Source organism: Thioalkalivibrio versutus (assembly GCF_001020955.1).
GTDB classification, from domain to species: Bacteria; Pseudomonadota; Gammaproteobacteria; order Ectothiorhodospirales; family Ectothiorhodospiraceae; genus Thioalkalivibrio; species Thioalkalivibrio versutus.
Genome location: NZ_CP011367.1, coordinates 897,839 through 924,722, shown reverse-complemented (window position 1 = coordinate 924,722; position 26,884 = coordinate 897,839). Strand labels below are relative to the sequence as shown.

The 26,884-nt window shown below is 67.9% G+C and carries 26 protein-coding genes; 13 read left to right on the top strand and 13 right to left on the bottom strand.

What is annotated here, in order from left to right:
* Positions 1-3 precede the first annotated feature (3 nt).
* From TVD_RS04395 to TVD_RS04390, 3 genes are all read left to right on the top strand, one after another.
* A complete protein-coding gene (locus tag TVD_RS04395) occupies positions 4-3,456 on the top strand; it encodes an AAA family ATPase (protein WP_047250909.1) in 3,453 nt (1,150 codons plus the stop codon).
* 145 nt (positions 3,457-3,601) lie between these two features.
* The gene (locus TVD_RS14715; protein ID WP_167540809.1) at positions 3,602-3,757 is read left to right on the top strand and encodes a hypothetical protein; all 156 of its coding nucleotides are present in this window, start codon (positions 3,602-3,604) and stop codon (positions 3,755-3,757) included.
* A gap of 175 nt (positions 3,758-3,932) precedes the next feature.
* A complete protein-coding gene (locus tag TVD_RS04390) occupies positions 3,933-4,793 on the top strand; it encodes a PA4780 family RIO1-like protein kinase (RefSeq protein ID WP_018938482.1) in 861 nt (286 codons plus the stop codon).
* A gap of 196 nt (positions 4,794-4,989) precedes the next feature.
* Here the strand turns inward: TVD_RS04390 and kdsB are convergent, their stop codons facing one another.
* From kdsB to cysM, 10 genes are read right to left on the bottom strand one after another with little or no spacing between them, the layout of a single operon-like run.
* The gene (kdsB, locus tag TVD_RS04385) at positions 4,990-5,757 is read right to left on the bottom strand and encodes a 3-deoxy-manno-octulosonate cytidylyltransferase (RefSeq protein WP_047250908.1); all 768 of its coding nucleotides are present in this window, start codon (positions 5,755-5,757) and stop codon (positions 4,990-4,992) included.
* 8 nt (positions 5,758-5,765) lie between these two features.
* Complete coding sequence (locus TVD_RS04380) at positions 5,766-5,960, bottom strand: Trm112 family protein (RefSeq protein WP_018169424.1); 195 nt, start codon at positions 5,958-5,960, stop codon at positions 5,766-5,768.
* A 3-nt stretch (positions 5,961-5,963) separates the two neighbouring features.
* The gene (gene lpxK, locus TVD_RS04375; protein ID WP_018146079.1) at positions 5,964-6,986 is read right to left on the bottom strand and encodes a tetraacyldisaccharide 4'-kinase; all 1,023 of its coding nucleotides are present in this window, start codon (positions 6,984-6,986) and stop codon (positions 5,964-5,966) included.
* A 2-nt stretch (positions 6,987-6,988) separates the two neighbouring features.
* On the bottom strand, positions 6,989-8,125 hold the full coding sequence (locus TVD_RS04370) for a glycosyltransferase N-terminal domain-containing protein (protein WP_019571428.1): 1,137 nt from the start codon (positions 8,123-8,125) through the stop codon (positions 6,989-6,991).
* Complete coding sequence (gene msbA / locus TVD_RS04365; RefSeq protein ID WP_018176372.1) at positions 8,115-9,896, bottom strand: lipid A export permease/ATP-binding protein MsbA; 1,782 nt, start codon at positions 9,894-9,896, stop codon at positions 8,115-8,117. Before msbA ends, TVD_RS04370 begins: the two co-directional genes overlap by 11 nt.
* Entirely contained in the window at positions 9,886-10,314 is a 429-nt protein-coding gene (locus TVD_RS04360) for an ExbD/TolR family protein (protein WP_018650355.1), read from the bottom strand. Before TVD_RS04360 ends, msbA begins: the two co-directional genes overlap by 11 nt.
* Entirely contained in the window at positions 10,311-10,949 is a 639-nt protein-coding gene (locus TVD_RS04355) for a MotA/TolQ/ExbB proton channel family protein (RefSeq protein ID WP_047250907.1), read from the bottom strand. Before TVD_RS04355 ends, TVD_RS04360 begins: the two co-directional genes overlap by 4 nt.
* Positions 10,950-10,976: 27 nt before the next feature.
* Positions 10,977-12,305, bottom strand: coding sequence for a 23S rRNA (uracil(1939)-C(5))-methyltransferase RlmD (gene rlmD, locus TVD_RS04350; protein WP_047250906.1), 1,329 nt, complete (start codon positions 12,303-12,305; stop codon positions 10,977-10,979).
* Positions 12,305-13,111 (bottom strand): 3'-5' exonuclease, encoded by an 807-nt coding sequence (locus tag TVD_RS04345; RefSeq protein WP_047250905.1) that lies wholly within the window; start codon positions 13,109-13,111, stop codon positions 12,305-12,307. Before TVD_RS04345 ends, rlmD begins: the two co-directional genes overlap by 1 nt.
* Entirely contained in the window at positions 13,108-14,019 is a 912-nt protein-coding gene (gene cysM / locus TVD_RS04340; protein WP_047250904.1) for a cysteine synthase CysM, read from the bottom strand. Before cysM ends, TVD_RS04345 begins: the two co-directional genes overlap by 4 nt.
* Before the next feature lie 389 nt (positions 14,020-14,408).
* Between cysM and TVD_RS04335 the strand changes: the two genes are divergently transcribed.
* Positions 14,409-15,116 (top strand): MarC family protein, encoded by a 708-nt coding sequence (locus TVD_RS04335; RefSeq protein ID WP_018169417.1) that lies wholly within the window; start codon positions 14,409-14,411, stop codon positions 15,114-15,116.
* A gap of 13 nt (positions 15,117-15,129) precedes the next feature.
* Here the strand turns inward: TVD_RS04335 and TVD_RS04330 are convergent, their stop codons facing one another.
* Entirely contained in the window at positions 15,130-15,900 is a 771-nt protein-coding gene (locus tag TVD_RS04330; RefSeq protein ID WP_047250903.1) for an HAD family hydrolase, read from the bottom strand.
* Between the two features lie 168 nt (positions 15,901-16,068).
* Here TVD_RS04330 and dksA point away from each other — a divergent pair, with 168 nt between their 5' ends.
* The 7 genes from dksA to TVD_RS04300 all read left to right on the top strand — a co-directional run bounded on the left by dksA (position 16,069) and on the right by TVD_RS04300 (position 23,116).
* Positions 16,069-16,521 (top strand): RNA polymerase-binding protein DksA, encoded by a 453-nt coding sequence (gene dksA, locus TVD_RS04325; RefSeq protein WP_018146088.1) that lies wholly within the window; start codon positions 16,069-16,071, stop codon positions 16,519-16,521.
* A gap of 13 nt (positions 16,522-16,534) precedes the next feature.
* A complete protein-coding gene (gene gluQRS / locus TVD_RS04320) occupies positions 16,535-17,482 on the top strand; it encodes a tRNA glutamyl-Q(34) synthetase GluQRS (RefSeq protein WP_047250902.1) in 948 nt (315 codons plus the stop codon).
* 92 nt (positions 17,483-17,574) lie between these two features.
* Entirely contained in the window at positions 17,575-17,748 is a 174-nt protein-coding gene (locus TVD_RS14710; protein ID WP_018146090.1) for a hypothetical protein, read from the top strand.
* Positions 17,738-20,665: an ATP-binding protein gene (locus tag TVD_RS04315; protein ID WP_047250901.1), complete on the top strand. Its 2,928-nt coding sequence runs from the start codon at positions 17,738-17,740 to the stop codon at positions 20,663-20,665. The genes TVD_RS14710 and TVD_RS04315 overlap by 11 nt, the downstream gene beginning before the upstream one ends.
* Positions 20,662-22,023 (top strand): sigma-54-dependent transcriptional regulator, encoded by a 1,362-nt coding sequence (locus tag TVD_RS04310; protein WP_018938471.1) that lies wholly within the window; start codon positions 20,662-20,664, stop codon positions 22,021-22,023. Before TVD_RS04315 ends, TVD_RS04310 begins: the two co-directional genes overlap by 4 nt.
* A 4-nt stretch (positions 22,024-22,027) precedes the next feature.
* Positions 22,028-22,549 carry an RNA 2',3'-cyclic phosphodiesterase gene (thpR, locus tag TVD_RS04305; protein WP_047250900.1) on the top strand — a complete coding sequence of 174 codons (522 nt, stop codon included), beginning with the start codon at positions 22,028-22,030 and terminating at the stop codon, positions 22,547-22,549.
* A gap of 342 nt (positions 22,550-22,891) precedes the next feature.
* Positions 22,892-23,116 (top strand): hypothetical protein, encoded by a 225-nt coding sequence (locus TVD_RS04300; RefSeq protein WP_047250899.1) that lies wholly within the window; start codon positions 22,892-22,894, stop codon positions 23,114-23,116.
* A 193-nt stretch (positions 23,117-23,309) separates the two neighbouring features.
* On the opposite strand, the gene TVD_RS04295 is transcribed toward TVD_RS04300, so the two are convergent.
* Together TVD_RS04295 and TVD_RS04290 are read right to left on the bottom strand one after the other, a co-directional pair.
* Entirely contained in the window at positions 23,310-23,600 is a 291-nt protein-coding gene (locus tag TVD_RS04295) for a P-II family nitrogen regulator (RefSeq protein ID WP_018169410.1), read from the bottom strand.
* Positions 23,601-23,604: 4 nt separating this feature from the next.
* Positions 23,605-24,552 (bottom strand): sodium-dependent bicarbonate transport family permease, encoded by a 948-nt coding sequence (locus TVD_RS04290; RefSeq protein WP_047250898.1) that lies wholly within the window; start codon positions 24,550-24,552, stop codon positions 23,605-23,607.
* Between the two features lie 149 nt (positions 24,553-24,701).
* Between TVD_RS04290 and TVD_RS04285 the strand changes: the two genes are divergently transcribed.
* Together TVD_RS04285 and codB are read left to right on the top strand one after the other, a co-directional pair.
* The gene (locus TVD_RS04285; RefSeq protein ID WP_018146097.1) at positions 24,702-25,280 is read left to right on the top strand and encodes an NAD(P)H-dependent oxidoreductase; all 579 of its coding nucleotides are present in this window, start codon (positions 24,702-24,704) and stop codon (positions 25,278-25,280) included.
* A 45-nt stretch (positions 25,281-25,325) separates the two neighbouring features.
* Positions 25,326-26,588, top strand: a complete 1,263-nt coding sequence (gene codB, locus TVD_RS04280) for a cytosine permease (protein WP_047251903.1) — start codon at positions 25,326-25,328, stop codon at positions 26,586-26,588.
* Positions 26,589-26,884 lie beyond the last annotated feature (296 nt).

The window sequence follows — 26,884 nt, the reverse complement described above, 5'->3', positions numbered from 1 at the left end:
CGCATGAAACTGGAATCACTGGACATCATCCGCCTGCCGGGCATCCATCCGGGGTTCCGCCTGGATGCCCTGGGGCCAGGCGTGAACGTGGCGGTCGGGCCCAATGCTTCGGGAAAATCGAGCCTGGTGCGCGCCTTGCGGGCCGCCCTGTATACCCAGGAGCTGCGCCAGACGGGGGTCCACATCGAGGCGACCTTCGTCGATCCCCAGGGCCCGTTGCAGGCCCATCGGCTGGGGACCGATCTGTCCTGGTCCCGCAATGGCGAACGCGTCGAAGCGCCCCCACTGCCGGATCATCGCTTCATCGACTGCTACACCCTGCGCATCGAGGATCTGCTGAGCGCCGACCACGGCACCGAGCAGGAGATCGGCCTGCGCCTGGCCCGCGAACTGGCCGGTGGCTACGACCTGCCCACCCTGCGCGACGATCCCGCGTTGGCCCTGAAGACGACCCACGCCCGTAGCGAGTCCCAGGCGCTGACGGCTGCGGAACAGGAACTGCGCGAGCGCCGTCAGCAGCAACGCGGCCTGCAACACGACGAACAGCGCCTGACCGACCTGAAGGCGCAACGCCAGCAGACCCAGCGCGCTGCCCACGAGGCCGATCAGTACGAACGCGCCATGGACCTGCTGGGGGCCCGACGCGAACACCGGGATCTAAAGACCCGGGTGGCGGCCTTGCCTCCCGGTCTGGACAGGCTCCGCGGCGACGAACTGCAACGCCTCGCCCCACTCCAGGACGAATTGCGACGCCTGGAACACGAACAACAACAGGCCCGCGAACGCCTGGAGGACGCTTGCCAGCGCCGCGAGGCAGCCGGACTGGCGGATCCCGAGCTGGATGCCGATCGCGTGGACGATAAACGCCCCGTGGTTCGCAGGCTGCTGGAGCTGGAGAGGGGGCTGGAGCAGACAACAAGGGAGCTGCACGCGGCCCAGGCGACACGGCACCAGGCAACCGAAGAACTGGGGGGCACGCCAGAGGCGATTCCGGCCCTGGACCCCGCCACGCTCCACTCGGTGGAACAGTCCCTGGGGACCCTGCGTGGGCTGCAGGCCGGCATCGCGCAACGGGAAGACGAACTCGCCTCCCTGCCTCCGACTGAGGACACCCTGCCCACCCCCGACACACTGCGACGCGGCCGCGACGAGCTGCTGCACTGGCTGGGGTCCCCGCGCCCCACCCCCTGGACCGGCCTGCGCCGGGTCGCCGCCGGGATCGCCCTGCTCGCGGCGGGCGGCGCCATTGGCACCGCGACGTTGCTGGTACACCCCGCCTTCGCCGTACTCGCGCTCCCGGTCGCCTGGGGCGCCTACATCGCCGCTCGCCCGGCGACCGACAACATACCCCGCGAGGCTGCGAAGGCACGCTTCCGCGATACCGGTCTGGCGCTACCCACGGAATGGGAGGCCGACGCGGTCCGCGAGCGCCTGGCCCACCTGGAGCGCGAACTGGAAACTGCGGAGGCCGCAGTGCGAACGGCGGAGCGCCGCGCTCGACTCGAACGGGAACTGCAAGAGCGGCGCGCCGCACGCGAGCAGGAACAGGAACGCATGAAGGACATTGCCGAGCAGGTCGGCTTCGACCCGGGCTGCATGGATGCCTCGCTGCAGCGCTGGATCCACCTGACCGCGAACCATGACCGGGCCCGCCAGGCCGTGAACACGACCCGGGCGGAGCAGGAACGCCTGACAGCCGAGCTGGAGGCGACCCGGGCACCCGTCATGGCCTTTCTCACCCAGTATGCCGTGGCCCCTCCGGACTCCGAGCCTTCGGCGGATACCCTGGCCCAGCACCTGGACCGTCTCGCCGCCCGGCTGCAGACGCGGGACACCGCGCAGCGGGAGGAGAAGGCCGCCCAGCGCGAACTCGATCGCCTGCAAGCCGACGCGAACCGAACGCGGGAGCAGATCGCCGCCCTGTACGCAGCGGCCGGCCTGGAGAATGACGATGAATCGACCCTGCGCGAAAGGCTGCGCCTGTGGCCCGACTGGCAGGAGCTAAGCGAGCAACTCGGTAATGTGCGCGAACGCGAACGCGAACGCCGCCGCCACCTCGAGGACCGCCCGGACCTACTGGAGGCGGTCGAGGCCGATGCCGCGGAACCCCTGGAATCGCAACTTCAGACCCTGCGTGACCAGGCGGGGGAACGCGACCGGCTGAGCGAGGAGATCGCCCGCATCGAAGCGGCCATCGACCGCGCCGGCCATGAACGCCAGCTGGAAACCGCCCGCGCCCGCCGCGAACTCGCCCGCGACGCCCTGACCCAGCGACTCGACCAGGCCCTGTTCGCCACGGCCGGAAACTTCCTGCTGGACCAGGTCGAGATAGAACACGAACAGGCGGTGCAGCCTGCGGCCCTGCGCCAGGCCCGCGAGTGGTTCCGGCGCTTCACACGGCATCACTACGAACTTCAGTTCTCACCGCATGCCTCGGCCCGGTTCAGCGCCCGCGAGACCGCCAGCGGGGCCACCCGCTCGCTCACCGAACTCTCCAGCGGGACGCGGATGCAGCTTCTGCTCGCCGTACGTATCGCCTTTGCGCTGGAGGCCGAACGCGGGCGCAGCGCGCTCCCGCTCATCCTCGACGAGGCGCTGGGCACGGCGGACCCGGACCGCTTCCGGGCGGTGGCCGAAAGCCTGCAGGCACTGGCCCACGAGGCCGGCCGCCAGGTCTTCTATCTGACCGCCCAGCCCGAAGACGCGCGTTACTGGCAGGCACAGGAGTCCAGCGTCGAGGTCATCGACCTGGCCGCACGCCGCTGGGGACAGCAAGCGCTGGGTAGCCACGAGCAGCTGAGCCTTCCGGAAACCAAAGCGGTACCCGCCCCCGGCAGCGACGCGCCCGAGGACTACGCGCAGCGGATTGGGGGCATTCCCCTGATCGACCCCTGGCAGGATCCGGCCGGTATCCATCTGTTTCACCTGCTGCGAGACCGTCTGGACCTGTTGCAGCGCCTGCTGGAGCTGGGGGTGGATCGCTTGGGCGCGCTGGAATCCCTGCTACAAGGCCCCGCCGACTCCCTGCTTGAACCCCCGGAATGCCAGACGCTGCAGGCCCGTAGTGAGGCCGCCCGCGCCTGGACTCGCGCCTGGCGCCAGGGTCGCGGCCGTCCGGTAGACCGCGCGGCCCTGGAGGCCTCCGAGGCGGTCAGTGCGACCTTCATCGACGCCGTCTCCGACCTGGCGAAGCAGCTGAACGGCAACGGCGAACAGCTCCTGCGCGAACTGGAGAACGGTACGGTCAAGCGCTTCCAGAGCAGTGCCCGCGAACGGCTGTCCGAATGGCTCACCGACAACGGCTATATCGACCCGAACACAATCCTGACCGAGACCGAGCTCGAACACCGCGTGATCGCGACCCTCAAACCGCACCATTCCACACCGGAGCGGGCCATCCGCGAAGGCCAGGCCCTGGCCCGCGCCCTGCAAGCCGGCTTGCACCCGCCCGCCTGAACGGCACGGGGACGAAAACGCCAGGCACCTCCTTGCCCTTCTTCGGGCGCTCGCCCCCACGGCGATGTTTCGGTGCTATTGTGGAGAGACAACGCTTCGTGACCCCGCCTCGCTGGCGACACCCCAATGGAGACCCTGCTGCCCTATGGCCAAACCGAACTACCAATACGAAAAGCGCCAGCGCGAGCTGAAAAAAGCCGCCAAGCAGGAAGAAAAACGCCAGCAGAAACAGGCACGCAATCAGCCGGATGATCCGTCCGGCGCCCCAGAGGACCCACCCCATGAAGACCATGGATCGTAAGCGCGACAGCAAGAAGAAGGCCGAAAAGACACTGATGGAGAAACGCACCGCCAAGGCGGAGAAGCGCAAACCCAAGATCTTTCTGCCCTGACCCAACCGTTTTGGAACGCACGACGCCGGCCTCCGGGGTTCCCCCAGGTCGGCGTCTTTCGTTTCGCCAACCCCGTACGCGCTTATGAAAATCCCCAAGATCCTCCAGCCGCTGATCGAAGACGGCGTCATTGATACCGTCCTCGGGCAGCTGCAAAGCGGCAAGGAGGCGAACATCTACCTCGTCCGCAGCGGGGGCGCGACACGCTGTGCCAAGGCGTACAAGGAAGCCAAGCATCGCGGCTTCCACAAACTGGCCGAGTATCAGGAAGGCCGCAAGGTCCGCGGCAGCCGCGATGCGCGGGCCATGGCCCGACGTGGGCGTCACGGCCGCGAGGTCGAGGAGACGCAGTGGAAGAACGCGGAAGTCGAGGCGCTCTACCGCCTTGCCGACGCGGGCGTTCGAGTGCCCGTCCCCTACGGCGTATTCGACCGCGTCCTGTTGATGGAACTGGTGCTGGACGCCGACGGCAACACCGCGCCCCAGCTGCACGAAGTCGAGCTGGACCCCGAGACAGCACGCGAGTGGTTCGCATTCATGATCCGCCAGATCCAGCGCATGCTGTGCGCCGGCCTGATCCATGGCGACCTGTCCGAGTACAACGTGCTGGTGGACGCGCACGGACCCGTCATCATCGACCTCCCCCAGGCCGTCAACGCCGCCGGCAACAACAGCGCATTCCGCATGCTGCAGCGGGACGTGAACAACATGCGCACAACCTTCGGCCGCGCGGACCCCACGCTGCTGGAGACGCAGTACGCCCACGAGATGTGGGACCTGTTCGCCAACGGTGACCTGACGCCGGAAACACCCCTGACCGGGCACTTTGTGCACAGCGAAGAGACCCCCGACGTGGATGGGGTCCTCGACGAGATCGAGGATGCGCGACTGGAGCACGAGGCCTTGCTGGCCGCCCTCGACCCGACCCACCCCGACAACCAGTAGGCGGCTGTCCGCGCGATTCTACCGAGCCTGGTCAGGATCGAAGCTCTTTGGCGGGGGCCCTTCGCCTGCAAGCAGGCTCCTACGAGGGCAAGACCCGGTAGGAGCCTGCTTGCAGGCGAACCAACGGCGGCTCGGAAGCGCTCAGGGGGCCCTCTGGCCCGCGAAGGATGGGGCTAGTCAGAAGTCCGCTTGCGCGTTACACGCGGGCCGTGCCCGAAAAAAAGGCGTCCACGCGGTCCAGGTCCTCGGGGGTATCCACGCCAGGCGGGTGCGCCTCGGCCCGGCGACCGACCTGGATCCAGGCCCCCATGTCCAGCGCGCGTAGCTGTTCCAGCTGCTCCAATTGTTCCAGCGGCGCGGGCGGCTCGGCACTCATGCGCCGCAGGAAGCCGGCGCGGTAGGCATAGAGCCCCAGGTGCCGGATGGCATGGTCGACCGAGGGCGGCTGCCCCGCCCGGCGCGCCTCGCGGTCCCAGGGGATCGGGGCGCGCGAGAAATACAGGGCCCGGCCGTTGCGGTCGGTCACCAGCTTCACCTGGTTGGGGTCGGCCAGATCCTCCGCACAGCGGATCGGCACGCCCAGGGTGGCCATATCCGCTTGCGGGGTCTGTTCGAGCAGGGCCGCCAGGTCATTCAGCAGCGTCCCCGGGGTGAGCGGTTCGTCGCCCTGCAGGTTGACCACGATGGACTCGTCGCCCCAGCCCTCAGCGGCGGCCACAGCCGCGATGCGGTCGGTTCCGGAAGGGAGCGCGGGATCGGTCAGGAAGGCCTCGACGCCGCACTGGCGCGCCACCGCCAGGATGCGTTCGTCATCCGCGGCGACGATCACGCGGGTGGCGGCGCTCTCCTGCGCACGGCTGATCACATGCGCAATCAGTGGGCGCCCGGCCACCGCAGCCAGCGGCTTGTCCGGCAGACGGCTGGAGGCCATGCGTGCCGGTATTACCACAACGAAGCCCGTCATGCGGATGCTCAGGCCTCGCGCCAGCGTTCCTTCTCGTCTTCGGAGAGACTGCGCGCCTCGTCCTCCAGCATCACCGGGATGTCGTCCCGGATCGGATAGGCGAGACCGGCGGAGACGGAGATCAGCTCCTGATTCTCGCGATCGTACTTGAGCGGACCCTTGGTAACCGGGCAGACCAGAATATCGAGCAGACGCTTGTCCATGCATTACCCCAGGTGTTTGAGCCGACTGACCGTCTCCAGACGCGCGAGTAGCGCCGGCTCGAAAGTGGTTGGCAACCGGGCCGCGATCGGCCAGTACCAGTGATTATCCTGCGCAAACGACCGGCATTTTACGGCATCCTTCTCCGTCATCAGAACCGGCAATTCGTCATCGAAGCGGATCTGATGCGGCAGGAAACGATGGTGATCCGGAAACGGATGCCGAATGATACCGATCTTCGCCGCTTCCAGGGTGCGGAAGAAGCGCTCCGGATCCGCGATCCCGGCGATGGCGTGGGCATCGCGCCGCGCAAAGCGGTGGGGCTTGCGCGCCTCCTCCGCCCCGTCCACCCGCTGCAACCGACTGGACGGGACCAGTTCCATCGGGATCTCGCCGGGACCCGGCTCGCCACCGGTCACGATCACGAAATCGGCCCGTTCTCGGGCCCGCTTCGGCTCCCGCAACGGCCCCGCCGGCAGACAAAGCCCATTGCCGAAGCGGCGTCTCCCGTCGACCATCAGGATAGTGATATCGCGCGGCAGGCGGTGGTGCTGCATGCCGTCGTCGGCGATCACCACGTCCACACCCTGATCGGTCAGCGCCCGCGCCCCGCGCACCCGGTCGCGATCCACCTGCACCGGGACGCCCGTGCGCCGGGCGATCAGCAACGGCTCGTCACCCACCACCACCGGATCGGAATCGGCCGTCACCGCGATCCCGGCCACATCCCCACGCCCGCCATAGCCGCGACTGACAATGCCGGGGTGATAGCCAGCGGCGCGCAGGCGCTTGGCCAGCCACACCGTCATCGGTGTCTTCCCGCTGCCACCCAGGGTCAGATTGCCCACCACGATCACCGCGCGCGCCGGGATGGAGATATCGCGCCGCGCCTGCTCCTGCCGCTGACGGTTCCACTCGGCAAGCCCGGCGTAGGCCAACGACAACGGGAACATCGCCGCGGCGAACGGCCCGCGCTGGCTCCACTGATCCCACAACCGGGCGCTCAGCCACGCCTGAAACGACCCCATGACTACCAGTCCCAGACCTGCTGCAGAACAGCATCGAAATTGGCATCCACCTGGCGCCGCTCGTCCCAGAAGCGCCGCCGCGCCGCATCCCCCTGCTGACGCCGCGCGGCCGGATCGGCGCTCAACCGCTGCCAGGCCTCCAGTACCGCGGTGGGTTCGCCCAGCACCGGGCAGGGCAACGCCGCCGCCGGGGCCTCGCCCAGGCTCACCGCCGCCCCGCCGGCCAGGCCCTGCCACAAGGCCTGGCGATCCGAGGCCGCGAGATGCACCGCATGGGCGGCACTGGCCGCAGCGGCAAACCAGCGTCGGTCATCCAGATGCAGGATAGTCCCTGGCGCCAACGTCGAACGATCCCAGGCCGAGACCGCCAGATCCGCGCCGGGCAGCCCGGCCTCGGTCGCATCCCCGCGCAGGCTCGCCAGCAGGATATCGCTCTGCCCCCGGCCAGAGGCCTGCCAGGCCGTGCGCCAGGCGGGCCACTGCTCCGACGTGCCGTGCCACCACCACAGGCGCTCCACGTTACCCCCGACCAATGCGCGCAGGACCACATCGGCCTGGGCCTCGACAAATCGCGCCTGCGGGTCGGCGGGCGCCAGTGCGGCTTCGAACGCGGCCTCCGGCCAAGCCTGCGCCCCGGCCGGATCGACCGGCCAGTGGCGCACGACCGGAGGCACCGCCCGGGTGGGCGGACCCGTATTGACCGCGATCACCGGGACCTCGGCCGCCTGCAGGAGATTCGTCGGGGCCTGGCCGCCGGCCAGCAGGATGCCGTGGGGCTGAAAACGCTCGAGCACCCGGCGCACCACCCGCGGACGGTCACAGGGGCCATAGCCCACGCCCACCTTGCGAAACGGCTGCATGTGTCGTTCAAAGAGCTCCGGGTAATCCTGCTCGAAGGTCAGGACGATGCGTACATCCTGGCGCTTGTCGCGCACCGCGCCGAGCAGTTCGATCCCCAGGCGCACCTCCTCGGGCGTGCCGCCGGCCTTGATCCAGACCAGCCGCCCCCGCTCGTCGGGTGGCGTCAGGAAGCCCCGACGGGCCCGCGCACGGTTCCCCTCACCGCGACGATAATCGCGCCAGGTCGCGCCCCAGACCGCAAACCGCCGAGCGCCGTAACCTCCTGCATCACCCCGCATCCCCCACCTCCTCGCGGAACTGGAGGCGGTGCAGGAGCGTGTAAACCCCGCCGAGGGCAATCAACTCGTCGTGCCGTCCGGTCTCGACCACACGGCCGTTATCCATCACCAGAATCCGGTCGGCGCCCTCGACAGTGGACAGACGGTGGGCAATCACCAGCGTGGTACGGGTGCTCACCAGTGCGTCCAGAGCGGCTTGCACCTGACGTTCGGATTCGTTGTCCAACGCCGAGGTCGCCTCGTCCAGGATCAGTATCGGTGCATCCCGAAGCAGCGCCCGGGCGATGGCCAGACGCTGGCGCTGGCCGCCGGACAGCCGGGTGCCATTCTCGCCGACCAGGGTCTGCATCCCCTCCGGCAGGCGATCGATGAACTCCAGCGCATGCGCCGCCCGGGCAGCCTCGCGGATCTCCGCCTCGCTCGCCTCGGGCCGCCCGTACGCGATATTGGCCGCGACTGTATCCGCAAAGAGGGTCACGTTCTGACCGACATAGGCGATCTGACGGCGCAGGTCGCGCAGACGAATCGTCTCGAGGTCGTGACCATCCAGCACAATGCGGCCCTCGGTCGGGTGATAGAAACGTGGCAGCAGGTTGACCAGGGTGGTCTTGCCACTGCCCGAGCGGCCGACCAGCGCGACGTTCTCGCCCGGCTTCACCTCGAAGGAGACCGCCTTCAACACGTCCGGGCCTTCCGGACCGTAGCGAAAAGCGACGTCGTCGAACACCAGGTGCCCCTCGGCACGATCCAGCGGTACGTGCCCCGTGTCACGTTCCGGCGTCTCGTCCAGCACGGCGAAGATGTTCTGCCCGGCCGCGATCCCGCGCTGCAGGGTCGCATTGATCATCGAAAGCCGGCGAATCGGGCTCAGCAACAACAGCATCGCGGTCAGGAATGACACGAAGGTGCCGGCAGTGACGGTGTCATCGCCGAAATCGGAGGTCGCCACCCAGATCACGAAAGCCAGTACTGCCGCCACCAGGAACTGGATGGTCGGGGTATAAGCGGCCTTGATACCCTCCATACGCATGTGCAGGCGGCGATTGCGCTCATTGATGTCCTCGAAGCGCTCGCGCTCGTAGGTCTCGCCACCGAAGATGCGCACCACCCGGTGGCCCTCGATCACCTCCTGCGTCACGTGCGTCACGTCGCCCATGTTGTACTGCAGGCGATGCGAAATACGCCGGAAGTGCTTGGTCACCACCCGCACCAGAATGGCCATCACCGGCGCAATAACCAGGATCGTGAGGGTCAGGCTCGGGGTCAGCCAAAACATCCATGCCAGCAGCGCGATGATGGTGAGGGTGTCCCGCACCAGCGTACTGAACCCGTCCGTGGCGGCCGTCGCAACCTGCTCCACGTTGTAGGTCACGCGTGAAATCAGCTCGCCGCTGCTCTGCTCCTGAAAGCGCTGCACCGGCATGTGCAACAGACGCTCGAACAGCTCCTCGCGCAGGCGCTTGACGACTTGCCGCCCGACGTAGCGCATCGCGTAGACCGAACCGAACTCGGCCACGCCCCGGATCAGAAACAAGCCGATCAGCACCACCGGAATCCACGGAATCAGCGGGTGTGAATCACCCTCGGCGAACGACTCGTCCATCAGCGGCTTCATCAGCGCGGCAAAGCCCGCTTCGGTTGCCGCCATGCCGAGCATCGCCACCGTCGCAATCGCCAGCAGCGGCCAGTAGACAAAGGCGTAGCCAAGCAGGCGGCGATAAACCGCCCAGCCGGAGTCGAGGTGCTGTGGGTGCGGGTCGTCAGTCGTCATCGGCGGCGTCACCCAGGGTAGCGATGGAGACCGAGGTGATACCCAGGCGACCGACGACATCCAGCGCGCGCACCACTGACTGGTGGGTGGCATTGGCGTCCGCGCGGATCAGCACCGGGTCGTCCTCGCGGCCCTCGCGGGCCTCGGACAACACGCGCTCCAGGGTCTCCGCGCGGCGGTTGATCAGTTCCTGGCCGTTGATGAAGTAGTTGCCGTTCGCGTCCACGATGATGTCGATCCACGCGCGCTCCACGGCCTCGGCCTCGCGGTCGGCCGAGGGCAGGGTCAGCTCGATGTCCGCGTGCTGATCGAACGTGGTGGAGACCATGAAGAAGATCAGTAGCAGGAACACCACATCGATCAACGGCGTCAGATTGACGCCGGGCTCTTCCTGCCGGCTTGGCGTACGGAAGTTCACGCCTTGGCCCCGCCCTCGACCGCACCGGCCTCGCGCTCGCCATGGATCACCTCGACCAGCTTGGTGGCCTCCTGCTCCATCTCCAGCACCAGTTCGTCAATGTGGCCACGGAAGTAGCGATGAAAGGCCAGCGCCGGGATGGCCACGCCGATCCCGGTCGCGGTGGTAATCAGGGCCTGCGAGATGCCACCGGCCAGATCGCGCGGGCTGCCGACGCCGATCTCGGTGATCACGGTGAACACCTCGATCATCCCGACCACGGTGCCCAGCAGGCCCAGCAACGGGGTAATCATCGAGATCGTGCCCAGCGTGTTCATGTAGCGCTCGAGCTCGTGGGCCACGCGACGTCCGGCCTCTTCAATGCTCTCCTGGGTGATCTGGCGGGCGCGGTCATGGGTCGCCAGGCCCGCGGCCAGGATTGTCCCCAGCGGCGAGCCGGCACGCAGGCGCTGGATATCGTCCAGCTTGAGCCCCTGCGTGCGCATCTGTTCCCACACCGAGGTCAGCAGGCGCGGCGGCACGACCCGCGAGCGGCGCAGCGTCCACAGCCGCTCCAGCACGATGGCCACGGCCAGTACGGAACACAGCAGGATCGGCAGCATCAGCCACCCACCCGCTTGTACGATCTCCAGCATGCAATTCCCCTAAAGTATCGAAGCGCGTCAGGCGCGCCGGAACACGGCCATGGATTCCACGTGCGCAGTGTGCGGGAACATGTCCATGATCCCGGCCCGCTCCAGGCGATAGCCATGATGATGCACCAGGCGCTCGGCGTCACGGGCGAGCGTGGCCGGGTTGCAGGACACATAGACCAGGCGTTCGATCCGCTGCGGCGCCAGGGCCTCGATCACCGCGGCCGCGCCGGTACGCGGCGGGTCCAGCAGCACCCGGTCGAAGTCCTCGCGCAACCAGGCGGCGCTCTTCAACGCCTCGACATCGTCCAGGTCTGCGCGCTCGTAGCGGGTATTGGCGATGCCCTGGTCACGGGCATTCGCACGCGCCCGCGCCAGCATCGTGTCGTCCACCTCGACGCCGACCACTTCGCCCTCGGTCACGGTCCGTGCCAGCGGCAGGGTAAAGTTGCCCAGCCCGCAGAACAGATCCAGCACGCGCTGTCCCGGTTGCAGGTCCAGTGCCTCCAGGGCCTGCGGCACCATCTTGCGGTTGATCTGGGCGTGCACCTGAATGAAATCGGTCGGCATGAAGGGCACCGACACGTCGTAGTCCGGATGGCGGTAGATCAGCGGCTCGATCGGCCCGGCCAGCGGCTCCACCGTGTCCGCTCCACCCGGCTGCAGATACACCTGGATGCCCTCGGCCTCGGCCCAGGCGGACAGGCGCGCGGTATCCGCCTGCGACAACGGATCGAGGTTGCGAAAGATCAACGCCACGCGCTCGTCGTCATCCACCGCGACCTCGATCTGCGGCAGGCGGTCGCGCGCCTCCAGCCCGTCCATCAATTCGCGCAGCGCCTGGATACGCCCACCCACTGCCGGATGCAGGACCTCGCAGTGGGTCATCTGGGCGAGATACGGGCTGCCGCGCTCGCGAAAGCCGACCAGCACTCCGCCCTTTTTCGGCACGTGCTTGGCGCCCAACCGCGCGGTGCGGCGATAACCCAGGGTGTCGGCGGTCAGCGGCTCGAAGCGCGCCTCCGGCGTCACATGGCCGATGCGTTCCAGCGCGTCGAACAGGGCCTGCTCCTTGATTTCGCGCTGGGTGTCGACGGAGGCGTGCTGCAGCTTGCAGCCACCGCACAGGCCAAAGAATTCGCAGGGCGGCTCGGCGCGACCCGGGGCCGGCTCCAGCACCTCGACCACCTCGGCGGAGTCGAAACGCCGCTTGCGTCCGGTCTGCACCGCCATCACGCGTTCGCCCTTCAGCGCGCCGTGGATGAAGCAGGCCTTGCCCTCGCGACGGATCACGCCCTGACCGTCCAAGGTGACCTCCTCGATCCGGGCCTCGAACGGGGTCTTGTCGATGCGTGCCATCAGGTGTCGGTCCCGGCAGGCTGCCAGGCGTCGAGGAACTCACGGTGGTGCGCCGCACCACTGCCCTCCAGGTACTCGGCCAGTTGCTGTTGCCGGCTGGCCAGCGCGGCGTCAGTCAGGTTGCCGCGCATGTATTCGAAGCGCAGCCAGACCAGATAGGTGTTCAGCACATCGTGCTCGACATAGTCATGGATCTCGGCCTGGCGCCCGTCGCGCCAGGCTGGCCAGACCTTCGAGCCGTCCATGCCCAGCTTGCCGGGGAAGCCGAGCAGGCTGGCCATCATGTCGAGGCTGGTGACCGCGCGGCCCTGGAAGCCCGCCAGCACGTCCATCAGGTCCACATGGCGCCAGTGGAAGCGCGACAGGTAGTTGTTATAGCGAAACTCGCGGTCGTCGTTGCCCTGCTCCCAGTAGCGCGGGGCCTGCACGCCGTTGACCAGCGCGCGGTAATGCAGCACCGGGAGGTCGAAGCCGCCGCCGTTCCAGCTAACGAGCTGTGGCGTGCGCTTGTCGATCACGTCAAAGAACTGCCGCAGCAGTTCGGCCTCGGAGGGCGTCTGGCCGTCCTCGCCCTCGCGGCCGAAGGCGGAGAGCTTCAGCGCATCGCCGCCCTGATAGAGCACGCCGATCGACACGATGCGATGCAGCGGATGCTTGAGAAACTCGGAGCCGGTCTGGACGCGACGCAGCGCGAACATCGCCTCGGCGACCTCGTGATCGGCGAGCCCCTCGAAGTCGTGCAGGCGGCGGGCGCCCTCGATATCCGGGACGGTCTCGAGATCGAAGATCAGGACCGGGGCACTCATGCGGGGAACACGCCGGTGGAGATGTAACGGTCGCCGCGGTCACAGATGATCGCGACGAAGGTCTTACCGTCGGTCTGCGCCGCCAGCTTCAACGCCGCGGCCACCGAACCACCGGAAGAGACCCCGGCGAAGATGCCTTCTTCACTCGCCAGCCGGTGCATGGTCTCCTCCGCCTCTTCCTGGGTCACGTCCACGGTCTGGTCCACCCGCGAGGCCTCGAAGATCGTTGGCAGATAGGCCTCCGGCCAGCGCCGAATGCCGGGGATGGATGCCCCCTCGGCCGGCTGCACGCCGACGATCTGCACCTCCGGATCGCGCTCCTTGAGATAGCGCGACACGCCCATGATGGTGCCGGTAGTCCCCATCGCGGAGACGAAGTGGGTCACCGTGCCCTCGGTATCGCGCCAGATCTCCGGCCCGGTGCCAATGTAATGCGCATCCGGGTTGTCGGGGTTGCCGAACTGATTCAGCACCCGGCCCTTGCCCTCGGCCTCCATGCGGTCCGCCAGGTCACGCGCGCCCTCCATGCTCTCCTCGCGCGAGACCAGCACCAGCTCGGCGCCGAAGGCCTTCATCGAGGCGCGGCGCTCGGCGGACATGTTGTCCGGCATCACCAGGATCATGCGATAGCCCTTCATCGCCGCGACCATCGCCAGCGCGATGCCGGTGTTGCCGCTGGTCGCCTCGATCAGGGTGTCGCCGGGCTGGATGTCGCCGCGGCGCTCGGCCGCCTGGATCATGTTCAGCGCGGGCCGGTCCTTGACCGAACCGGCGGGGTTGTTGCCCTCGAGCTTCACCAGCACGGTGGACGGCAGGTCTGCCGCCATGCGCTGCAGGCGCACCAGCGGCGTATTGCCGACAAAGTGCTCGAGGGTCGGGAAGGATTCCGGATGCAGGCGTTTCTTCATGCGCGCAGAGTATAACGATCGGACCCGATCCATGCCCATGCACGCTCGCCCCGTCATCGCGAGCCTCCGCAGGGACCAGTGTTTTTCAGTGCACCGTCATCGCGAGGAACGAAGCGACGTGGCGGCCCCCCTCTGAAACCACCGGATTCCGACGGCGTGCGGCATTCCAGAGATTGCCACGGCCCCTCCGGGGCCTCGCAATGACGGGTAGTCGTATGGGTCATTGCGAGGAGCGCAGCGACGCGGCCATCCGTCCGGAAGACCCATGGGACTCGGGGGCTTGGCGAACGATCGCCACGGGCCCTGGCAATGACGGTGTGCGGAACGATCTCGGTGGCACCCCCACGGAGGCCCTCGCAACGACACCCCATTCTGCCTAAGCTAGAGCCATGCTCGTATTGCTCGAATACCTGATCGTCACTTTCCTCGCGGTGTTCGTCATCGTGAATCCACTGACGACCGCGTTCATCTTCACCGCAATGCTGCCGCGCGCCTCCGAGGAGAAGCGCCGCTCCACCGCCCTGCGCTCGGTCAAGGTCGCCACGGCCCTGCTGTTCGCCTTTGCACTGCTGGGCGGGGTGATCTTCCAGCTGTTCGGGATCACGCTGGCGGCGTTCCGCATCGCCGGTGGCATCATCCTGTTCGGCATCGCGATCGGCATGATCCGGCAGAAGGCGGCCAGCGAGCGCGAGACCGCCGAGGAGGTGAAGGCCGACAAGGGGCAGGTGACCGAGGACATCTCGGTCATCCCGCTGGCCATCCCGTTCATGAGCGGGCCCGGGGCGATTGCGACGGTCATGATCCTGACCAGCGAGGCCCCCACCATCTATCACCTGGTCCTCGTGTTCCTGGCGGTGCTGGCCTGCATGGTCGCGTGCTACTACGCGATGGTCCATTCGCGCTATCTGGTGAAATTCCTCGGGGATACCGGCAAGGACATCCTGACCAAGGTGTTCGGTCTGATTCTCGCGGTCCTGGCCGTGCAGTTCGTGATCAACGGGGTCAGCGACGCCGCCGTCGGCTTCCTGCTGGATACCCAGATGCTCGACGGGACCGAGATCGAGGACCCGCGCCTGCCGCCGCGCGAAAACGATTGAGCCGGCGCGCCGGCTATCCCTTTGCCCCGGAGACCCAGGCGCGCAGGGTCGCGATATCCACCACCGAGCCTTCCAGTGCCGGACCGGCCAGGACCGTCGCGGGCTGATCCGCCTCACCGAACCCGTCCAGCACGGCCAAGGCGCCATCGAACACCTGCTCGCGGGTGTAGTCGTTCGTCGTGACCACGACCTCCAGCCCCGCCCCGCGCGCGGAACGCACACCGTTGTCGGAGTCCTCCAGAGCCAGGCAGGCCTCCGCCGGCAGGTTCATCGCCTCCAGTGCATGGGTAAAGATATCCGGAGCCGGCTTCTTGGCCGGCACGATGTCGCCGGCGGAGATCACCTCGAAGCGGTACGGGCCCTCGCTTCCGAGCGTGGCCTCCAGCAGGGCCGTAACGTTCTCGGGGGTGGTGGTGGTGGCGATCGCCAGGCGCAGACCCTCGGCCTCCGCTTCGTCCAGCAACCGGCGCACCCCCGGCCGCAGCGGGATCGCGCCGGTCTCAAGCAGGGCCACGTAGTGCCGCGTCTTGGCCGCATGCAGCTCGCGAATACGCGCATCGATCCCCGGCTCGTTCAGGACCTCGGGATGGTCCTCGGACAGGTACTGGCGGATGCGTTCCTTGCCGCCGGTCACGCGCAGCAACTCGCCGTAGCGCGCGATGCTCCAGTCCCAGTCCAGGCCCGCGTCCGCGAACGCCTTGTTGAAGGCGACGCGATGACCGTCGCGTTCAGTGTCCGCCAATGTGCCGTCGACATCGAAAATCAGCGCCTGCAATTCCGTCATCCCGTTATTTCCGCCTTTTCCCGTATCTCGCTGAAAAACCGGCCGTGAGCCCGCACATTCCCGGCATCCGACCGAGACCAGGCACCAACAGTCATGGCACGGGACTTGCCCGGCCCGCCCGACTCTGGTACTAAGTGCGCCTCATTTTTCCAGCCGGAGAAAGCCCGCATGGCTGCTGACGAAAAGACCGACAAGCCCTCCACCCAGCACATGGTCGCCGGGGGCATTGCGCCCTACGAGCCGAAGCCGGACGAAGATTACATGAATCCGGATCAGCTCGAGCATTTCCGCAGCCTGCTGCGGGCATGGCGCCAGGAGCTGGCCGAGGAAGTCGATCGCACCGTGGGGCACATGCGCCAGGACGCGTCCAACTTTGCCGATCCGGCCGACCGCGCCACCCAGGAAGAGGAGTTCGGCCTGGAACTGCGCTCCCGCGACCGCGAACGCAAGCTGTCGAAGAAGATCAACGAGGCGTTGCGCAAGATCGACACCCACGATTACGGCTACTGCGAGACCTGTGGCGTGGAGATCGGCATTCGCCGCCTGGAGGCCCGCCCGACGGCCACCATGTGCATCGACTGCAAGCAGCTCGACGAGATCAAGGAAAAGCAGCGCGCCTGATCCCGGCCGGGCCGTGACGGTCACGCCCGAACGGATTACCCGGGCCGACCGCTATGTCGGCCGGTTTGCCCCTACCCCTTCCGGCCCGCTGCACGCGGGCTCCCTGCTGGCCGCCGTCATCTCCTGGCTCGATGCCCGGAGTACTGACGGCCGCTGGCATCTGCGAATCGACGATATCGACACCCCCCGGGTTCGCCCGGGGGCGGCCGATGCCATTTTCCATGCCCTCGAGGCCTTCGCCCTGGTCTGGGATGGCCCCGTTACCTGGCAAAGCCAACGCGGTCCCGCCTATCAGCGCGCCCTGGACACCCTGTTGACGTCGAACCTGGCTTTCCCCTGCGGCTGTACCCGCAAGGACCTGGCCGCGCGCGGGCGGCCGGGCTGGGAAGGGCCGATCTATCCAGGGACCTGTCGCCACGGCCTGCCGTCCGAACGCGAGCCACGGGCCGTGCGTGCCCGGGCGACCACCCGCTACTGGACGATCGCGGATCGCTTTCTGGGTACGGTCGCCTTCGATCTGGAGGCACTCGGAAGCGACTTCGTGATCCGCCGGGCGGATGGCATCGTCGCCTACCAGCTCGCCACCGTGGTGGACGACCTGGACCTGGGCGTAACCCGCGTGGTGCGCGGGATCGACCTGCTCGGCTCCACCCCGCGCCAGATGCAGCTCTACGAGGCGCTGGGCGCCACCCCACCGGCCTATGCCCACCACCCGGTCCTTGTCGCGCCCGGCGGCGACAAGCTGGCCAAGGCTACCGGAGCCGAGGGCATCCACGCGGGTACCGCCCGGCGGCAGCTGGCCGACACCCTGACGGTGATCGGCCTGGCCCCGGGCGACGCCCAGGCACCCGACGCACCGGAGGCCCAGCTGGCCGAAGCCCTGGAGCGCCTGCAGGGACACACCCTCGGCGACCACCTGCCATTGCCGGCGGCACTGCCCGGGGCCGCGCGCGCGGTGTAGACTCGCCGCATGCTCTCCACCCGCGCGCCAACCCGGACGGCCCCGCAGGATCGCTCGCCCGCGCACCGCAAGGTGCTTGCGAGCGCCTGACGATGGACGCCCCTCGCGCCATCCTGATCGCCCTGCTGGGCGCATTGCTGTTTCTGAGCCCGCTGGTCCTCTGGGTTGCCTACCTGAGTCCTGCCTGGTGGTGGCCCTTCACGGCCTGGGCGCTGTTCGTCGTGGCCATCGCGGCACTGAGCCGGAGCGGGCGCCGTGACCCTTAGCCTGGGTCTGATCTACGCGGTCGGGGTGGCCTACCTCGCCCTGCTATTCGGCATTGCGTTCCTGGCCGACCGCGTCCCCCGAGTAGGCCGACTGGCGGCCAATGGCTGGGTGTTCAGTCTGTCGCTGGGGGTATACGCAACGTCCTGGACCTTCTACGGCAACCTTGGTTTCCTCGCCGACCAGGGCTACCTGTACCTGACCATCTACCTCGGCGTGACCCTGGCCTTCGCCGCCACCCCCTGGCTGCTGCGCCCCCTCCTGCGCCTGACCCGCGAACAGCAGCTGACCTCGCTGGCCGACCTGTTCGCCTTTCGCTACCGCAGCCGCTTCACCGGGCCCATGGTCGCCCTGTTCATGCTCGCTGGGGTACTCCCGTACATCGCGCTACAGATCAAGGCCGTGGCCGAGTCCGCCGCCGTGCTGACCGCGGAGACCCCGCCGCATCTGCTCGCCCTGACCTTCAGCGGCACCATCGCGCTGTTCGCGATCCTGTTCGGCGCCCGCCACATCGCCCCGCGCGAAAAGCACGCCGGTCTGGTGCTGGCCATCGCCTTCGAGTCCATCGTCAAGCTGCTCGCCATCCTCGTGATTGCCGCCGTGGCGCTGTACGCCGTGTTCGGCGGCCTCGGCGGGCTGAACGACTGGCTGGCCGCCCATCCCGAAGCGGTCGATGCGCTGTACGAGCCGGTACGCCAGGGCGGCTGGTTCGCGATGATGATCCTGGCCTTCGCGGCCGCCTTCCTGCTGCCACGCCAGTTCCACATGCTGTTCACCGAGAACATCAACCCGCAGGCACTGAACACCGCGGCCTGGGCGTTCCCCGCATTCCTGCTGCTGCTGAACCTGCCGATGCCGGTGCTCTACTGGGCCGGGGAGGCGGCCGGGCTGGGCATCTCGCCCAACTATTACGCCATCGGCATCGCCGGGTTGCTGGAGTCGCCCAGCCTCGCCCTACTGGTCTTCATCGGTGGGTTGTCCGCCGCCAGCGCGATGATGATCGTGACCACCCTGGCGCTCGCCCATATGGGCACCAACTACCTCTCGCCACTGACCCGACTGCACGAAGAGGAGCGCAGCGCCAACCTCTACACCCGCCTGCTTTGGGGGCGGCGCATCTGGATCGTGTTCATCATCGGGCTCGGCTATGCCTTCTACGGCCTGCTGCAGGTCGTCGAGGGCCTCGCGCAGCTGGGTCTGATCTCGTTTGCCGCGGTGGCGCAACTTCTGCCGGGCCTGATCGGCCTGATGCTGTGGAAACAGGCGACCCGGGTCGGATTTCTCTTGGGCCTGGGGGCCGGGATTGCCGGCTGGGCATTCACCCTCGTCATGCCCTTGCTGTCGGATGCCGGGATCGCGACGGCCCTGCCCGACCCACAACGCCTCTTGCGCGCGGAGATGCTGGACCCGTGGACCTTCGCGCTAATGCTGAGCCTGGGCGTCAACGCGGTCCTGTTCGTCGTCGGCTCGCTGCTGACCCGGCCGAACCCCGAGGAGGCCGAGGCCGGCCGGGCCTGCTGCCCTAACGAATCCACCGCCACCGGCGCGGGCCTGCCACTGGCGGGCGACGTCACCGAAATGGAGACCGCACTTGCGGCCACCCTGGGCCCGGGCACGGCGCGCCACGAGGTCCAGCGCGCCCTGGATGATCTCGGCCTGCCCCGCCATACGCGTTCACGCGGCGATCTGCGCCACCTCCGCGAACGGATCGAGCGCAATCTCTCCGGCCTGCTGGGGCCGGTACTGGCGCGCATGATCGTCGACCAGCACCTGCGCCTGGATGCCGCCGGGCGCCACACCCTGAGCGAAAGCCTGCGGCGGATCGAGGAACAGCTGGAGACCCGCCCCCTGCCGCTGTCCGGCCTGGCGGCCGAGCTGGACGCCCTGCGCCGCTTTCATCGCCAGATCCTGCACGAGCTCCCGCTCGGGGTGGCCAGCCTCACCAATACCGGCGAGATCACCGGCTGGAACCAGGCCCTGGCGCAGCTCACGCAGGTCGCCACGGAAGACGCCGTGGGCCAGAACATCCGCCAGCTCGACAGCCCCTGGAGCGGCCTGCTGACCGCCTTCCTGGAGAGCCCGGACCGCCAGTGGTACAAGCTGAACGTGGATCTGCCCAGCGGCAACCGCCGCCTGAACCTGCACCGCTCCGAACTGCAGGATGCCCAGGGTCAGGTGGAAGGCCGCGTGGTTCTGATCGAGGACGTGACCGAACGCGCCCAGCTCGAGTCCGAGATCGCCCACGGCGATCGCCTGGCCTCCATCGGCCGCTTTGCCGCCGGGGTCGCGCACGAGATCGGCAATCCCCTGACCGGCATCGCCTCGCTGGCACAGACCCTTCCCCTGGAGGACGACCCGCAGGAGATCCGGGGCATTGCCGACGACATTCTGGCCCAGACGCGGCGCATCAACGCGATCGTGCAGTCGCTGATCACCTTCGCCCATGCCGACGAGGGCCCATCGGCCGGACACTTCGAGACCATCGCCCTGGACGAACTCGTGGCCGAGGCCATCCGCCTGATGCGCCTGGCCGGACGCAAGGACCTGCAATTCACCACCACGGGTCTCGAGGGGCTGCACGTCCGTGGTTCGCATGCAACGCTGCTGCAAGTATTCATCAACCTGCTAACCAACGCCGAGCAGGCCTCCCCCGAGAACTCCACCGTCGCCATTGCGGCCCGGCTCCACGGACGGCATATCCAGATCACCATCGACGACGCCGGCCCCGGTATCGCGGAGTCCAGTCTGGAACGCCTGTTCGAGCCATTCTTCACCACCAAGCCAGCCGGCCAGGGCACCGGCCTGGGCCTGCCGGTGGCCTACAGCATCGTGCGCGACCACGGTGGTACCCTGATGGCCGCCAACCGCCCCGAGGGCGGTGCCCGATTCCTGCTGACTCTGCCACGCGACGACTCATGACCCGCATCCTCCTGGTTGACGACGAAGCCCCGATCCGCCGCGCCGTGCGCCGATTCCTGGAGCACCACGGCTTCGAGGTCGGCGTGGCCGAAAACCTGGCCGAGGCGCGGGCGCTGGCAGCCGCCGATCCCTACGATCTGCAACTGGTGGATCTGCGCCTGCCGGATGGCGAAGGGATCGAGCTGCTGCCGGAATTCGCCCACACGCCCACGGTCATCATGACCAGCTATGCGTCGGTGCCCTCCGCGGTCAACGCGATGAAGGAAGGGGCCGCCGACTACATCGCCAAGCCCTTCGATCACGACGCCCTGCTGCTGACCCTGCGTGCCGCGCTGCGCGAGCGCGCCGAGCGCGACCGCCCCAACACCGAACCCGACGACGAGGGAACCGATTCCGCTCCGCGCCCCGGACTGGGCCTCATCGGCGAGAGCCAGGCCATGCAGCAATTGCGTGATCAGATCCGGCGTGTGGCCATGACCCACTCCACGGTATTGCTGCGCGGCGAGTCCGGTACCGGCAAGGAGCTCGCCGCGCGCGCCCTGCACGAGCTGAGCCCGCGCGCTAGCGGCCCGTTCGTCGCGGTCAATTGCGCCACCATCCCCGAGGGTCTGGTCGAGGCCGAGCTGTTCGGTCATGCCCAGGGTGCCTACACCGGTGCGGTCAAGGCGCGCACCGGCCTGATCCAGAGCGCCCACGGCGGCACGCTGTTCCTGGACGAGATCGGCGAACTGGCGCCTGCGGCCCAGGCCCGCCTGCTACGGGTCCTGCAGGATGGCGAGCTCCGCCCGGTCGGGTCCAACGAGAACCTGAAGGTGGATGTGCGCCTGCTGGCGGCCACCCACCGCGACCTCGAGGCCATGATCGAGGAACAGGCCTTTCGTGCCGATCTCTACTACCGCCTGCGGGTCCTGGAATTGTCCATCCCGCCCCTGCGCGAAAGGCGCGAGGACATCATCCCCCTGGCACGGCATTTCCTCGAGGCACTGGCCGGTTCGGGGCCAGTGCCACAACTGTCACACGCGGCACGCCAGGCACTGGAGTCGCAAGATTGGCCCGGCAACGTGCGCGAGCTGGCGAACGCCCTGGAACGCGGGTGGGTACTGAGCCCGGACGGCTGTATCGAAGCGGACCACATGGGACTCTCGACGGGCACTCCGGCCCGGGACGACGAGATCCCCAACCCCGCGTTTCCGACCCGCAAGGGCAAGGGCTCAAGCCTGAACGAGTATTTCCGGCACTTCGTGCAGGAAAACCAGGGCAGCATGACCGAGACCGAGCTGGCCCGGGCCCTCGGCATCAGCCGCAAGACCCTGTGGGAACGCCGTCAGCGTGAGAATCTCCCCCGCCCGCGCGGCTGAATCGGTGGCGGCATCCCCCGCAGCCCAGCGGGTCTTTCTGGCCCTGTGGCCCGACGACCCCACACGCGCCACACTAGCCCGCCTCGGCCAGGAACTCGACGGTCCCGGCCGACCGGTCCCGCGCGATCACCTGCACCTGACGCTGGCCTTCGCCGGAACGATCCCGGTCGGACAGGCCGACTGTCTGGCCGGGCGCATCACGGAACTCGCCTGCGCGCCGATCGACCTGACCCTGGACCATCTGGGTCACTTCACCGGGCCGCGCATCACCTGGGCCGGTCCCGCCGAGCCGCCCGCCGCACTGGCCAACCTCGCCGAGCAGGCACATGCCCTGTGCAACGACTGCGGTATCGACCTCGGTCCGCCGCGCCCCTTCCGACCCCACGTGTCCCTGCGACGCCACGCCGCGCCCCCCGACACCGAACGCATCGAACCGCCCCTGCGCTGGCAGGCGGACACGATTGCGCTGATCGAGTCGGGAAAAGACGGCCATCCCGGGCCCTACCGCATCCTCGCCCGGACCTGACCAGCCCACCCGCGCGGCAGGCCAGTGGCGGCCGCGAGAGTCGGATCAATCGAGGGGCGGAAGGTTATCCGTTGCCGAAGGGTCGGCTGGCTGGGCGGGGTCTGCCGGATCGGCTGGCTGGGTTCCGGTACCCGGTCGCGTCGGTGTTCCCTCGCCCAGCGGCGGTGCATCCTCGCCCCGGGGCTGGCGCTGCTGTCCCAGCGGGGGCGCATCCTGGGGCTGCCCCTGCCCTTGAGGTTGACCCTGTCCCCGAGGCGGCTGGCCCTGCCCCTGGGGCGGAGTCGGCGCTCCGCTTTGCCCCGGTGCCGGCTGGCCACCGCGCTCCATCTGCCCGGGAGCTTGTTGCCCCTGCCTGCGCTGGCCGGGCTGCTCCGGCGGCTGCCCCTGAGGCATGCCCTGCCCACGCTCCTGACCCTGGCCGCGCGGCGTGCCGCCCTGGCCCGGGACCTGCTGACCACCGGCCGGCGGGGCACCCTGTTCGGCGGGCGGCATACCCTGGCCCATTCCGCCCTGTGGGTCCCCATGTTGCGGGGCCTGCGCGTATGCCGAACCGGCGGCAAACAGTGAACCGAGCGCGATGGCCAGGGCCGTGCTACGAAATCTCGTCATTGGGAGCCTCCTGCGGGCTGTAACGCCGTTCATTCAGGCCCCCTTGATAGCAGCCAGACCCCGCACCCCCCAAGGGTGACAGTCGAGTTCCCGGAAATTCCGCGAAACACTTCACTCCATGGAAACTCGATTCCCCGGACCCGGTGCGTCCCTAATTCTTCAACGCCACCGGGACGGTGAACATCAACAAACCATAGTCCGCCTCGTACTGTTCCTTGAACCGGGCTGCGATGCGATCGCACAATTCGGCCGAAGCCACCACCTCGACCTTGATATTGCCACCCTGGCGCCAGTTGCCCCGGCGCTTGCCATGCCGGCCCCAGCCGCGCGCGTCAGTCACCGTGTAGCCGGCCGCACCCATGCCGCGCACCTCGTCGATCAGCATCTCCTCCAGGATCGCCTCGGCCACCACCGTCAGCAGATGCATGTCATCGGATTCCATCGCGCTAGCCTCCCAGCGAATAAAGGGTCTGGGCCATCCAGAAATAGAGCGGTACACCCAGGAAGATATTGAACGGGAACGTGACCCCAAGCGAGGCGCCAATCGAAAGCGCCGGATTGGCCTGGGGCACCGCGATACGCATGGCCGCCGGTGCGGCGATGTAGGAGGCACTCGCATAGAGGGTCGCCAGCAACAGCGTACCGCCCATCGACATGCCCAGCGCATATCCCAGCAGCGTACCCAGCACGGCCGAGACGATCGGCATCACGATCGCGAAGGTCACCAGGAAGAAGCCGTACTGGCGCACGTCGGCGATGCGACTGGAGGCGACCAGCCCCATCTCCAGCAGGAACAGCGCAAGCACGCCCTTGAACAGGTCGAAGAACATCGGCTCCAGCGGCTCGATGTGCACGGGACCCGCGATGAAACCGATCACCAGGCCGCCGGCCAGCAGGAAGATACTCTTGCCGAAAAACACTTCGTGCATGGTCTTGCCCCAGCGCGTCGGGCCCTTGCTGCCCATGCGCGCCAGCAGGATGCCGATGATCAGGGCCGGCATCTCCAGCAGCACCAGGAAGACCACCATGTGGCCCTCGTAATCGATCCCGCGCGAAGCCAGCAGGGCCACGGCGACCGAGAAGGTCACCACCGAGACCGAGCCATAGTGCGCCGCGATCGAGGCCGAGTCCGCCCGCGGCATGCGCCCCACCCAGCGCAGAACCGGGAACGCGATCAGCGGGATCAACGAACCTACCGCCAGCACCGCCAACCCCGGCAGCAGCAAGGGCAACAGCTCGTTCTCGGCCAGCTTGACCCCGCCCATCAGGCCAATCGCCAGCAACAGATAGATCGAAAGCGCCTCGTAGATCGCCATCGGGATCTTCAGATCCGACTTGGCGAGGCCCGCAATGGCGCCCAGCAGGAAGAACAGTACAACCGGATCGAATGCCATCTCGCCTCCGTGTGCTGAAGCCGCAATGCGCTGCAACTCGCACCCTAATCGTAGGCGAGACCCGCCCGGCAGAAAACCATTGCGTGGCAACAAGCCCCGTCATCTAATCTAGGCTTGAAGAGAAGTCTTCCCGGCACGAGGACAGCTGCATGACGCGCATCCTTATCCTGCAGGGCCACCCCGACCCGGCCGAAGGCCACCTCGACCACGCGCTGGCGGATGCCTACCGCGAAGGGGCCGAGAAGGCCGGCGTCGCGGTGGACACCCTGACGATTGCCCACCGTGACTTTCCGCTGCTGAAGAACCAGGCCGAGTTTGTCGACGAGACCGTTCCGCCCGCGATCCTCGAGGCGCAGGAACTGATCGAGGTCGCCCACCACATCGTCCTGATCTATCCCCTCTGGCTGGGCGATATGCCGGCCCTGGTCAAGGGCTTCCTGGAACAGACCCTGCGCCCGGCATTCGTCGGCGATGGCGACATGAACCGCCTGCGCCACACGCGGCTCAAGGGCCGCTCGGTACGCATCGTGGTCACCATGGGCATGCCGGCGCTGGCCTACCGCTGGTTCTATGGCGCCCACAGCCTGAAGAGCCTGGAACGCAACATCTTCCGCTTCTGCGGCTTCGGCCCGATCCGCCACACCCTGATCGGGCAGAACGGCGGTGATGCCGCCGCCCGCGAACGCTGGCTGAAGAAGATGCGCGAGCTCGGACACGCGGCACGGTAACCCTGTGGCCGGTACACTCGTGCGGTCTTCCGACCGGCCGTGCGCGTGAATCACAACGACCACCCCCTGAGCGAAGTACCGGACCATGCCCGCAAGGGCTTCTGGTCCATGGCCGTGGTGCTGTTCGGGTTCACCTTCTTTACCTCGACCCTGTGGGCCGGTGGATCGCTGGGCCTGGCCTTCAGTTTCGGCGAGCTGATGCTGGTGATCGTGCTGGGCAACCTGCTGCTGGGGACCTACGCGGCCACGCTCGCCTACATCGGCTGCAAGAGCGGACTGCACACGGTCCTGATGGGGCGTTTCTGCTTCGGGGAATGGGGCAGCAAGCTCTCCGACGTCATCCTCGCGTTCACCCAGATCGGCTGGTACGCCTGGGGCACGGCCACCGTCGCGATCATCCTGGTCGAGACCACCGCACTGCCGGAACCAATGGAAGTCGGGCTGATGGTGCTGTTCGGGTTCGCCTTCTGCATCACCGCGATGATCGGCTATCGCGGTCTCGACTGGCTTTCCCGCGTCGCGGTACCGGTCATGCTCCTGTTCATCCTGTTCACGCTGTTCATCGGGATCGGCGACGCCGGCGGCCCCGGGGGCCTGCTTGGTCAGGACCCGCGCACCGAGATGGATTTCCACGCCGCCCTGACCATCGTGATCGGCACCTTTGTTGGCGGTGCAACCCTCGCCACCAACTGGACCCGCTTCGCCCGCACCCCGCGCATTGCGGTCATCGCGACCCTGGCGGCCTTTGTGCTGGGAAACGGACTAATGGTCCTGACCGGCGCGCTCGGCGCCCTGATCTACCACGAGGCCGACATCGTCCACGTCATGCTGGCGCAGGGCTTCGTGACGATCACGGTACTGATGCTCCTGCTGAACATCTGGAGCACCCAGGACAACACCATCTACAACTTCGGCGTGGCCGGCTGCAATCTGCTGCGCACCCAGCGCCGGCGGCTGGTCACCGTGCTCGGGGCCGCGATCGGGACGGCCCTCGCGGTCGCCGGGATGCATGACTATCTGGTGCCGTTCCTGATCCTGCTGGGGACCTTCATCCCGCCGCTCGGTGGCGTAATCGTCGCCGACTTCTGGCTGCGCCATCGCGGGCAATACCCCCGCCTGGGCTCGGCCCGCCTGCCAAGGTTCCACTGGCCCGGCCTGCTGGCGTACGCGGCGGGATCCGCCGCGGCGTACTACGCACCCGTGGTACCTCCTCTGCTGGGCGTCATCGTGGCAACGGCTGCCTATGCCCTCCTGATGGCTCCCGCCTCACCCGCCGCGTGGCGCCCGCGCCAGGGAAGTGCGGATTAAAGCCTGATCAAAGCCCTGGCAGGTTCGGTGCCGATGGCGTCGGCGGTTTCGGAGGGTCGGACGGGTCCGGCAGCGGCGGATCGTCCGGAGTCGGCGCCGAGGATGAACCGGGCGCCCGCGGGGGATCCAGGCGCTGATCGGGGCGCGAGTCGCCGCGGCGCTGCCCCGGCGGGGTCCCACCATGCCCGGGCGGCCAATTGCCCGCCGCGGGCGTGTCGCCACTGGCGCCCGGAGATCCGGGCGGCGGCCCGCCCGACGGCTGAGCCTGCGCGCCACCGAACGCCAGCACGGCGCCC